Origin of the sequence: Streptomyces sp. MS191 (assembly GCF_008042125.1) — a bacterium.
In the GTDB taxonomy this organism is placed as follows: domain Bacteria; phylum Actinomycetota; class Actinomycetes; order Streptomycetales; family Streptomycetaceae; genus Streptomyces.
This window is the reverse complement of record NZ_RDBI01000209.1, coordinates 1-10,743: the sequence shown is the minus strand read 5'-3', so window position 1 is coordinate 10,743 and position 10,743 is coordinate 1. Positions and strand designations below refer to the sequence as shown.

The following is a 10,743-nucleotide window of genomic DNA, read 5'->3' as shown; positions in this document are numbered from 1 at the left end:
CTCTACCGGCCGATCGTCTCCCCGCCTGCCCCCGCCCCCGCATTCGCCGGGACCCGCGCCGAACGGATCGGGACGGCGGTCGTCCGGCCGTCCGGCGGCGGCCGCGCCGCCGTCGAGGACGCTGCGCGGCTGGTCGGCGAGGCCGCCGGGCGGGGAGCCGCGCTGATCGTGCTGCCCGAGCTGTTCTGGTTCCCGGGGGGCGTGCTGCCCGATCCGCGGCGGCCGGACGTCGAGGACGCGCAGGAGGTGCTGCGCATCCTGCGCGGGGCGCTGTCGGGCAGTCCGGCGTATCTCGCCTGCACGCTCCCGCTGCCCGAGGGCCACGCTGCTCTGCTCCTCGGCTCCGACGGACCGGTGCTGACACAGCACCAGCTGCACGAAGGCGCCCGCCASCGCGGCTGGGCCCGCGCGGGCGAGGCGCGGGCGCTCCTCACCCATGACGCGCCCTGGGGCCGGGTCGCGGTCGTCCTCGGCGACGACGCGGCCCAGCCCGAGACCCTGCGCCTCGCCGCGCTGGCGGGCGTCGACACGGCGGCGGTCTGCCTCGGCGGCGCGGCCGAGCCCTGGGAGTACGCCCTCGGCCTGCCCGAGCGGGCGGCGGAGAACCGGATCAACCTCGTGGCCGCCGGTCACGGAGCCGGCGCCGTGCACGCCCTGCCCGTGGAGTTCGGCCTGTGGCGCTCCCGGGAGGCGCCCTTCGACGGCGTCATCAGCACGCCCGTCACCACTCAGGCCGGACCCGGCCTGACCCTCGCCCCGGTACGGCCCCGCCAGGCCGAGCGGCGCCTGGTCTCGCGCGGGACGGACCTGGTCGGCGGCCGGCCCTGGAGGCTGGCGGACGCCCTGGTGGCGCCCCGGCCGGACCCGGCTCTCGCGCACCGCACGACCGATCGATGACCCACTCCCCATCCGGCCACCGAAGGAGCGCTGTGAGCGACGTGTCGGAGACACTCAAGGCCGTCCAGGACATGACGGACGAAGCTCCGGTCACCGATGTGACCGAGACGTTCGTCCAGTGGCAGGAGTTGCTGGCCGAACTCAAGGAGAAGATCGACGCCCGCTTCGAGCTGCGCCGGGACCCCTCCACCGAGGAGCTGGAGGCCTTCGGCGCGCAGGCCGACGGCCCGCGCGGCTCACTGGCCGGCTACACCGGCCCCGAGATCGACTGGATGATCCACTCCTGGGTCGGCGAACCGGAACGCGGCTTCGTCAACCTGCACCTCACCGTCTGGCTGGGCCCGCACGTGCGCGTCCCGCACCTGGGGATCGCCCTGCTGTGCTGGCCGGGCGGCTGGTTCTACCTCGACTCCGTGCCCCGGGCAAGCCTGGTGGCCGACGGCGACTACTACGACCGCTACTACGCCCCCGCCGAGAAGGAGTGGCTCGCGGTCCGCGAGGAGTACGAGGACCTGACGTGGTTCACCAGCCGCACCGGCTTCATCCGCGGCAGCCTCTCCCCCACCGCCTACTGCTACTCGATGCCCCGCGACGAGCGGCACATCGGGCTGGTGCGCCGGCTGATGCACGAGCAGGTCGACCGCTGGCTGACCTGGGTGGAGGAGGCCGAGCCGGTAGCGGCCGCCGAGCGCGAGGCGCTGGCCGCCGCCGACCTGGCGATCCGGCGCAACATCGTGGAGCGCGACCCGGCGAACGTGATGGGCGTGCGGTACTTCGGCGAGCAGGTGACCGACCGGCTGGTGCGTGCGCTCTGGGGCGGCGACCGGATCCTGCCGAGGCCTTCGTGAGCCAGGTCCGGTCCGAGTGGCGGGCCTGCCGGGTGCCCGGCCTCAAGGAGCCCTACGACACCGCGCACCTGCGGGTCTTCTACCCCGCCCGGGCCACCGGGTCCGACGCCGAGCGGCTCACCGGGGTGATCGCGGCCGACGCCGGGCGCGCCCCCTTCCCGCTGGTGGTGCTGCTGCCCGGGATCAACGTCCCGGCCGACTCCTACCGTTGGCTGGCGGTGCTGCTGGCCCGGCGCGGCTTCGTCGCGGTGACGCCCGAGCTGGTCGGGGAACTCTTCGGCGGGAGCCACGGGGTGACCCCCGGCATCGACCTGGCGGCCTGTACCCCCGGCGCCTACGGAACCCGGGCGACGACCCCGCTGCTCGGTGCGGTGCTCGCGGCCCTGGCCGAGCCGGCTCCCGGTTCGCCGCTGGACGGGCTGCTGGACCCGGAGCGGGTGGTGCTGGGCGGGCACTCGGCCGGCGGCACCGTGGCACTGCAGTCCGCCGCCCATGTGCCCGGTCTGCGCGGGGTGTTCACCTACGGCGCGCACACCCGGGTGGCCGCGGCCCTCGGCCATCCTCCGGGCACGGTCCTTCCGGTCGGTGCGCGGGTGCCCGTCCTGCTGATGTCCGGCGAGCACGACGGGGTGATCGCGGCGAGTGCCGAGCGCTACGCCCTGACGGACGCGGACGCCGACCCCGTCGCCCGCACCTTCCACGAGGCGCTGACGGACTCCGGCGGCGCGCACGCCTGGGTCCGGATCGCCGGGGCGGGCCACTTCGCCCTCTGCGATCCGGTGGACGCGACCAGCGCCCGCGGCTTCCTGGAAGAACCGGAACCGGAGGGAAGCGGCGCGCGTGCCCTGGCCGGCCGCCTGGTGGCGGCGTTCTGCTCGGCGGTACTGCTGCCCGAGCGGCCGGCCGCGCCGAACCCGGACGACCAGGCGGAGCTGGACGCACTGCTGGCGCCGCCGCATCCCGGACTGCTCGACGTGCGGCGCCGCTGATGTCCGCCCCCGTCGCCGGCCCGCCGATTCCCCACCGACGCCGAACCTCCCGAGAGCGCGAGGTGCTCCGCTGATGCTGAAGAACTTCTGGTACGCGGTCGAGTTCTCCGACCGTGTCACCCGCAAGCCGCTGAAGGCCGTGTGCCTCGGCCAGTCCCTGGTGCTGTACCGCACGGCGGCCGGGAGGGCGGTCGCGCTCTCGGACCTGTGCGCGCACCGGGGGGCCGCACTCTCCGCGGGCACCCTCACGGACGACTGCGTCGTCTGCCCCTACCACGGCTGGCGCTTCGATCCGGAGGGCGTCTGCACCACGATCCCGGCCAATCAGCCGGGCCGCGGCATCCCGAAGAAGGCGCGGGTCGACTCGTACCCGGTCCAGGAGCGGTACGGCTTCCTCTGGGTCTTCCTGGGCGACCTTCCCGAGGAGGAACGGCCGCCGATCCCCCGATGGCCGGAGTTCGAGGACCTGGTCCAGGACGGTGGCCGGTTCAAAGCGGTCACCGGCGAGCTCCTGTGGCACTCCAACTACGAGCGGGTGCTGGAGAACGGCTGCGACATCGCGCACACCCCGTTCGTCCACGCGGGTGCCTTCGGCAACCCCGACCGGCCCGAGGTGGAGGAGTACACGGTCGAGCAGCCCGACGAGTGGTCGGCCTTCGCGACGGTGGCCCTGCACCCGCCCGCCGCCAAGGGGCTGTGGGCGAAGCTCTACACGGACCGCAGGTCCCAGGGCAGGAACCGCCCCCCGGTGGTGACGACGGCCGGGTGGATGCTGCCCAACCTGATCAAACTCCACGTGCGACTGCCCCTCGGCAACATGATCATCTACGACACCAACATCCCGGTCGACGAGACCACCACCCTGGTGAAGTGGGTGGCGCTGCGCGACTTCTTCACCGGGGACTGGGCCGACAGGAACGCCCGCAAGCGGGTGCTCGGCATCTTCGACCAGGACGCCCCGGTGGTGGACGGGACCCGTCCCGAGCTGCTGCCGGCCGATCTCGGCGCCGAGCTGCACCTGCGCTCCGACATGATCTCCGTCGCCTACCGCCGGCGCCGCCAGGAACTCGCGGCCAAGGGCTGGGCGGTGAGCGACGCCGACCGGATCGTCGGTGACGTCCCGGCGCGCAGCGCCACCGTCATCGCCTCGCCCGCCCGGCGGGCGGTCCCGGAGCTCGCCCGCGCCTGGGAGCAGAAGGCCCAGGGATTCCACCCGACGGTCGAGGGGGCCCGGTCCCCGGTACCCGACAGTGAGAAGGAGTAGCCCCATGACGTCCTCAACTCCCGCCCCCGACGCCTCCACCGGCACCGCGACGCCCGCGGCCCGGCTCTCGCGGACCGTGCTGGACGCCCTGCTGGCCGGTACGGGGCTCCGGGAACGGCCCACGCCCTGGACCGTGCTGACCTCCCCGGCGTCCCCGGATCCGGTGGGCTCCGTGCGGTACTTCCGCCACGAGGGGCGGGACGGCGGCGTCGACGCGGCCGTCGCCGTGTCCCTCGTGGTGCCGGCCCTCGGGCTCGACAGCCACATGGTGTTCGCCTTCGGCGACGGCGACGGTCCGCTCCCGCACTTCACCCTCGACTCCGTGCAGGCGGGCGGCGGGTACGCGTTCCACCTGGACCTGGTCCAGCGCGTCGACCTCGCCGTCAGCCCCGCCTACGCCGACCTGGTGTACGGGCCGCTGAGCGCGCCGTTCGCCCGCGCCTCGGAGATCCCGGGCCTGGCCCCGGCGGCGATCAGCCCGCGCCAGCGCTCCCTGATGTCCCCCTGGATGCTGGTGCACCGCGCCGACGAGCCGGCGCTGCAGGCCATCACCCCGATCGCCGCGGAGTACCTGCGGCACTGGCTGGGGCTGGCCCGGGCGTTCCCTGCCGACGCCGCCGGGGAGGCCAAGGAGGGCGACGCGCCGGTCCGCGACCGGCGGCTGCGCCAGGCCCTGTTCAGCCGGGAGATCGACCCGGTGTGGGCGCAGGTGGACCGGCTGCTGGGCCAGGCGACGACCGATGGCCTGCGCGGGCTGCTGACCACCGGCCGGCTCAGCGGCGAGGAGGCCGGGGCATGAGCGGGAACGGGAGCGGGAGGACCGCCCCGGCCCCCGGTCGCGGCCCGAGCGAGTGGCAGCAGCGCATCGCCGGGGAGTGGCACGGCCGGCCGTCCCTCTTCGACGCCCAGGGGACGTGGTGCGGGTACGAGGACATCCGCCGCTCCTCCGAGTTCACCGACGGCCGGACCCTCTACCGGATGGACGGCGGCCTGCGTCAGGGCGGCCCGCTGGCCGGCCGGTTCCAGCTCGCCGCGCCGTTCGCCTTCGGGGTGAGCGACGCCGACGACAACCGCCTCTACACCGGGCCCGACTTCCACGGCAGCGGGCAGCCGTACGGCTCCTTCGTCGACGCCCACTACTACGGCCAGGGCTGGCAGGTGGCGCTCAACACCTGGAACCACGTCCTGCCGGACGGGCAGACCCAGGTCTACTCCTCCGTGCTGCACCAGGGCTGGACCGTGATCGGCTGCTTCAACGGCGTGTACACGCGGACCACCGGCCACCACACCGACGAGGCCGCCCGCGAGCACGTCGCCCGCCACCTGGCGGCCGAGACGGACGCCGGCCCGGTGCCCTGGATCCTGCCCACCAAGCAGCCCGGCGCCTTCACCGGCTCGTGCGAGCTGTGGAGCGCGGAGCAGAAGCACCTCGGTGAGGTGGACGTGGAGATCGCGGTGCGGCCCGTGGACCTGCTGCGCGCCCGGCACCACGTCAGCTGGCGGGGGGCCGGACTCGACCGGTCCTTCACGGTGGAGCGGCGCCGCGACGGGACCCGCGAGTTCTGGGAGGGCCCGGACGCCTGGGGCAACGCACAGGCCTTCGGGCGGGCCGCCTTCCCGCTGTGGCACTTCACGGACGGCGACGTGCACCGCGTGCGCGGCCGGGAGTTCGTCCTGGACGCGCGCCCCGGGATGGCGGCGGGCGGCCGTCTGGCCGTCACCTACGAACTGTTCCGCGGGAACGTGCTGGCGGCCGTCCTGCACGGCGTACTGGACTGGGAGGCCGGGTCATGACCTCGACGGTGGTCATCACGGGCGGCACCCGAGGCATCGGGCTGGGCCTGGCCCGCGCGTTTCTCGCCCGCGGCTGCCGGGTGGCCTTCTGCGGACGGCACCCCGCCGCCGTGGAGGCCGCCCTCAGGAGCCTGGGGGGCGGCGCCGACGCCGTCGGCCACACGGCGGACGTGACCGATCGCGGCCAGGTCGCCGCTCTGGGGGCGGCGGCCGAGAAGGCCTTCGGCCCGGTCGACGTCTGGATCAACAACGCCGGGGCGACCACGGCCCGCAAGCCGTTGTGGGAGATCCCCTCCGGGGAGGCCGACGCCGTGACGGCGGTCAACCTGCGCGGCGTCGTCAACGGCAGCGCGGTGGCCACCGAGCGCTTCCTGCGCCAGGGGCGCGGCCGGGTGTGGAACATGGAGGGCTTCGGCTCGGACGGCCGGACCCTGCCCGGCCTCAGCGTGTACGGGGCCGGCAAACGCGCCGTGACCTACCTGACCGGCGCGCTGGCGGCCGACCTGGAGCGGGAGCGGGAGACCCGATCCCACGACGTGCGGGCGCTGCTGCTGTCGCCGGGGATCGTGGTCACCGACCTGCTGCTGCACGACTACACGCCGACGGAGTACGCGAAGGCGCGGCCGGTGCTGAACATCCTGGCCGACCGGGTCGAGACGGTCACCCCGTGGCTGGCGGACCGGGTGCTGGCCGACCGGACGGCCAACGGCGGCCGGGTGGCGTGGCTGACGCGCCGCAGGGCGGCCGGGCGGTTCGCGGCGGCCGCGCTGCGCAAGCGGTCGGTGCTGCCGCCGGAGCTGCCGTCTCCGGCGGACAGGGAGGGGGCCTCGTGAGCGGAACCCTGGACTATCCGCTCTCGCTCGCCGTCGAGGACTTCGTCCCGGTCGTCCTGACGGGCGCGGGAGCCGCTCTCCTGATCGGCCCGCTGCGCCGGCACAGCGTTCGCGGCGGGCGCTCCGGCGCGGCCGGCGCGGCGCTGATCCTCCTGGGAGGACTCTCCAAGGCCGTCTGGAAGCTGGTGGTGGCCCTGGACGGTCCGGACCTCCAGGTCATGAACAAGGCCCTCTTCCCCTGCCTCTCGGCCGGCTTCCTGCTGCTCGCGCACGCGCTGCTGACCCTGCCCGCCGCCGGCGGACCCGAACCGCCGGGCGGACGCGGAACGCCGCCGCTGTGGGGGTTGGCCGCGGCCTGGACGGCCACCGGCGTCGTGGGACTGCTGCTGACGTCGACGGCGCCGCACATGGTGCTGACCATCGTGGCGGTCACCGTGTGCGCGGTGAGGCTGATCCTGCTGGCGCGCTCGCACCGGGACACGGCGGCCGCGGCCGCGGGAGGGCTGTGGCTGACCGGCATGTACGTCCTGGGCCCGCTGGCGGCCCGCCCCGACCAGAGCGTCGCGCTCCAGTGGGTCGAGCAGTCGGCGAACACCCTCACGCAGGGGGCGTTCGTCCTGCTCGCGTGGCGGCTGGCGAGGCACCGGCGCACGGCCCCGTCCCTCGCTCCCTCTCCCTCCTCCCCTCAGGCTGAACGGCGGCGCGCATGACGGACAGTCTCGGCTGGCGGCGCAAGTTCGGCGTCATCGCCCCCAGCACCAACACCATCGTGGAACCCGACTTCGCACGTATGGCCGTGCCGGGGGTGACCTCGCACTTCTCACGCATCCACATCCGCGACCAGAACATGGACCGGGACGCCGGCATGGAGAGGCTCCTGGAGCAGATCCGCGACGAGATCGGCGCGGCCTGCGAGCGGGTGCTGACCTGCGAGCCGGACTACATGGTCATGGGCATGAGTGCGGAGACCTTCTGGGGCGGCGTCGAGGGCAACCGGGCGTTCGTACGGCAGATCCACGACATCACCGGGCTCCGGGTGGCCACCGGCGCCGAGGCCTGCGAGCGGGCGCTGCGGCTGTTCGGGGCGCGGCGGATCGCCGTGGTGACCCCGTACCAGCCGGTCGGCGACGCCAACGTCGACCGGTTCTTCACCGAGCTCGGCTTCGAGGTGGCCGGCATCAAGGGCCTGCGCTGTCCGACGGCCGTGTCCATCGCCCATGTGACGGAGGCCGAACTGCGCTCCGCTCTGGTCGAGCTGGCGGCGCTGCCGGGCGTGGAGGCGATCGTGCAGTGCGGGACGAACCTGTCGATGGTCTCGCTCGCCGACGAGGCGGAGCGGTGGCTCGGGCTGCCCGTGATCGCCATCAACGCCGCCACGTGGTGGATGGCGCTGCGGGACAACGGCTGCCACGACACCCTGCACGGCCACGGCACTCTGCTGCGAGACCACTGAGCGACCTGGAGACGGTCGGCGGGGTCCGCCCGGCCCGTCACCCGGGTCGCGGGCCGGGAGGACCCGGCGAACCACCCGGCTGCCGTCCGGCCGGGGCGCTGGTGACACCGTACGGTCCGTCCGACGGAAGGGGCGCCGGCGGGGCCTTCGGTCGAGCGCGGGGGCATCGGCTCCCGAACCCGTGGACCGAAGGCCCCGCCGGACCTCCCTCACCGGCCGTCAGCCGGCCGGTGACCACTCAAGGTCTCTGGTAGACCTGCTGGACGGTGACCGCGGGGTCCGCGCCGTCGCCCCAGACGTGGACGTAGGAGCGCGCGAAGGCGTCGCCGAGGGCGGCCTTCAGAAAGAGCGCGGACCAGCGGGCGGAGGTTCGGATTCCGTCCACCTGGTCGGTGGTCTGGGGCGAGGGGTCGGGGGCCGCGCCGGGCGGGTTCTGGACGCCGGTGATGCCGTAGTGATTGACCCCGGCGACCGTGACCAGCGCCTTCGGCGTGCCGGTCAGGGCGTCGTAGGTGGCTTGTGCGGCCGCGGGGGCCGCGACGCCGTCGGCGGATCCCTGGATCAGAGCGACCGGCACGGTGTTGTTCACCGGGGCGACGGGACCGCCGCCGGGCGGGACGTTGTTGGTGCCGAAGAAGGCGGCCGCCTTGAGCTCGCCCGGCGTGACCGCGCCCGGCGGCAGGCCGAAGCAGAACGGCGGAGCGCACTGCCCCTGGACGGTGGCGACGCCGGCGGCGCCGCCGAAGGAGTGACCGAGAAGGGCGAAGCTCGCCGGGTCGAGCCGGTTGGCCAAGGGGCTGCCCGTCCGGGTGTTCTCCGTCTTCGACCAGGCGACGGTGGTCAGGCCCTGATCGGCCGATGCCCACAGACCGGGGATGCCGAAGACGGAGCGCACGTGGTTGGGGACCACCACGACGAAGCCGAACGCGGCGACGGTGCGGGCGTACCCCTCGTAGTGGCTCTTGTCGACGTTGGCGCCCTGCTGGAGCAGGACCACGGGGAGCCGGTCGCCGTTCTCGGGGTAGTAGACGTCGGCCGTGTCGGCCCCGACCGAGGTCGCGTAGACGAGTGTCGGGACCGGGGTGGGGCTCTGCGGCGTCTCGGCCGCGGCCGCCGGACTCGCGGTGCTCACCGCGGTCAGCAGGGCGAGTCCGAGCAGACCGAAGCCGACGACTCGGCCCCGGCTGCGGAGCGCGCGGGTGCGTAGGGCGTGTGGGGCGTGTAGGGCGTTCTCCATCGGTAGTCCCCTCTCTTGGCGTCTTTCGGATTGCGGGTCAGACAGAACGGTGGGCGGCTGCGGCAGCGTCGGCGTCGTAGTGCCTGCGGCCTTGCAGGACGACGACGGAGCCGACGAGCAGGGGCAGCAGTACCGCCGCGAAGGCGTAGCGGAGCGATCCCGTCGCGTCCGAGGCGAGCCCGATCAGCCAGGGGCCCAGCGATCCGCCCAGGGTGACCAGGAGTTGGAGTACGGCGAAGCCGAGCCCGCGCCGCTCCGCCGCGACGACGTCGGCGTTGGCGGCGGTGAGGTTGGCCAGCGCGGCGGCGAAGCCGAAGTTGGCGAGGCCGAAGCACAGGGCCTGCGGGAGGAGGACGGGAACCGCCACGGCTCCGGCCAGGGCGACGGTTCCCAGGAGAAGGCCGGCTCCCCCCACGGCGACACGCCGCCCACGATGGGGCCTGCCCTGCCGGTCGCCCAGCCAGCTGCCGGTGACGATGCCCGCGACGATGCCGACCAGCCCGGTACCGCCCGCCACGGCAGCGGCCTGGGCCTCGCCGAGGCCGAAGAACCGGCCGTAGTAGGAGGGCATCCAGTAGAAGAGGCCGCCGAGACCGAAGAAGAGGATGCTGAGACCGGTGACGACGGTGCGCAGGGTGCGGATCCGCAGGAGTTCGCGGATCTGGGCACGCACGGGGACGGCGGCGCCGGTGCGGGCTTCGGGGGCTGCTCGCGGGGAAGGCGGGGTGGCGCTGTCGCCCCGGTACCACAGCGTGAGGCGGTCGCCGGTGCCGCGGACCGGCTCGCGGAGGGTGAGGACGAGCAGGGCGACGAGCAGGCCGGGGACGGCGACGAGGAAGAAGCCCGTGCGCCAGCCGACGCTCTGCGCGAGGGCGCCGCCCGCGATGACCCCGATGGGCAGACCGCCGAAGTAGGCCATGCGCTCGTACCCGAACGCCCGGGTGCGTCCGGGGCCCGGGTAGTAGTCGGCGAGAAGGCTGGAGGCGGGCGGGTTGTAGAGCTGTCCGGCGGCCCCGAGGAACACCCGGACGGTGAACAGGGTCAGGTAGCCGCCGGCCAGCCCGGTGCCGACGGTCAGCAGGGACCAGACGGCCACGACGGCGGCGATGGTCCAGGTGCGGCGGGCGCTGTCGGCGAGCCGGCCCGCCGGGAGCAGCAGGACCACGGCGGCCAGCGATCCCGCGGTCGCGATGGCCCCTCCGGCGGCGTCGCCGAAGCCGAACTCCGCCTGGATCCGGGGCAGGGCGCCGGCGAGGAGATTGTACTCGATGCGGTCGATCGCGGCGACGAGGGCGACGCAGACCGCCGGCCACCACCCGAACGGCGCGGGTGCGCCGCGCCGAACGGTGACCGGGGGCCGCCCGGGGAAGGGACTGAACGCTGCCGGATCCTCATCGGGTTCGGAGCGGGAGGCGGTCGGGCTCATGA

11 protein-coding genes are annotated in these 10,743 nt (G+C 74.3%); 9 read left to right on the top strand and 2 right to left on the bottom strand.

From position 1 onward, the window contains the following. From EAO71_RS38125 to EAO71_RS36545, 9 genes are all read left to right on the top strand, one after another. The coding region (locus tag EAO71_RS38125; RefSeq protein ID WP_222723628.1) for a carbon-nitrogen hydrolase family protein at nt 1-897 on the top strand (897 nt) is incomplete at its 5' end. A gap of 32 nt (nt 898-929) precedes the next feature. Beyond that, on the top strand, nt 930-1,745 hold the full coding sequence (locus EAO71_RS36580) for a hypothetical protein (RefSeq protein ID WP_222723627.1): 816 nt from the start codon (nt 930-932) through the stop codon (nt 1,743-1,745). Continuing rightward, complete coding sequence (locus EAO71_RS36575; protein ID WP_147982096.1) at nt 1,742-2,734, top strand: dienelactone hydrolase family protein; 993 nt, start codon at nt 1,742-1,744, stop codon at nt 2,732-2,734. The genes EAO71_RS36580 and EAO71_RS36575 overlap by 4 nt, the downstream gene beginning before the upstream one ends. Nucleotides 2,735-2,807: 73 nt before the next feature. Then, nucleotides 2,808-3,998, top strand: coding sequence for an aromatic ring-hydroxylating dioxygenase subunit alpha (locus EAO71_RS36570; RefSeq protein WP_147982095.1), 1,191 nt, complete (start codon nt 2,808-2,810; stop codon nt 3,996-3,998). A gap of 4 nt (nt 3,999-4,002) precedes the next feature. Then, on the top strand, nt 4,003-4,797 hold the full coding sequence (locus tag EAO71_RS36565; protein WP_147982094.1) for a hypothetical protein: 795 nt from the start codon (nt 4,003-4,005) through the stop codon (nt 4,795-4,797). Beyond that, nucleotides 4,794-5,792, top strand: a complete 999-nt coding sequence (locus EAO71_RS36560; RefSeq protein ID WP_147982093.1) for a hypothetical protein — start codon at nt 4,794-4,796, stop codon at nt 5,790-5,792. The genes EAO71_RS36565 and EAO71_RS36560 overlap by 4 nt, the downstream gene beginning before the upstream one ends. Continuing rightward, the gene (locus EAO71_RS36555) at nt 5,789-6,625 is read left to right on the top strand and encodes an SDR family oxidoreductase (RefSeq protein ID WP_147982092.1); all 837 of its coding nucleotides are present in this window, start codon (nt 5,789-5,791) and stop codon (nt 6,623-6,625) included. Before EAO71_RS36560 ends, EAO71_RS36555 begins: the two co-directional genes overlap by 4 nt. Further along, a complete protein-coding gene (locus EAO71_RS36550; protein ID WP_147982091.1) occupies nt 6,622-7,335 on the top strand; it encodes a hypothetical protein in 714 nt (237 codons plus the stop codon). Before EAO71_RS36555 ends, EAO71_RS36550 begins: the two co-directional genes overlap by 4 nt. Further along, nucleotides 7,332-8,078 (top strand): maleate cis-trans isomerase family protein, encoded by a 747-nt coding sequence (locus EAO71_RS36545; RefSeq protein WP_147982090.1) that lies wholly within the window; start codon nt 7,332-7,334, stop codon nt 8,076-8,078. The genes EAO71_RS36550 and EAO71_RS36545 overlap by 4 nt, the downstream gene beginning before the upstream one ends. Nucleotides 8,079-8,316: 238 nt before the next feature. Here the strand turns inward: EAO71_RS36545 and EAO71_RS36535 are convergent, their stop codons facing one another. Further along, a complete protein-coding gene (locus EAO71_RS36535) occupies nt 8,317-9,315 on the bottom strand; it encodes a poly(ethylene terephthalate) hydrolase family protein (protein WP_147982088.1) in 999 nt (332 codons plus the stop codon). A gap of 37 nt (nt 9,316-9,352) precedes the next feature. Continuing rightward, nucleotides 9,353-10,743, bottom strand: a 1,391-nt coding sequence (locus EAO71_RS36530; RefSeq protein ID WP_147982087.1) for an MFS transporter, incomplete at its 5' end; no start/stop codon positions are given.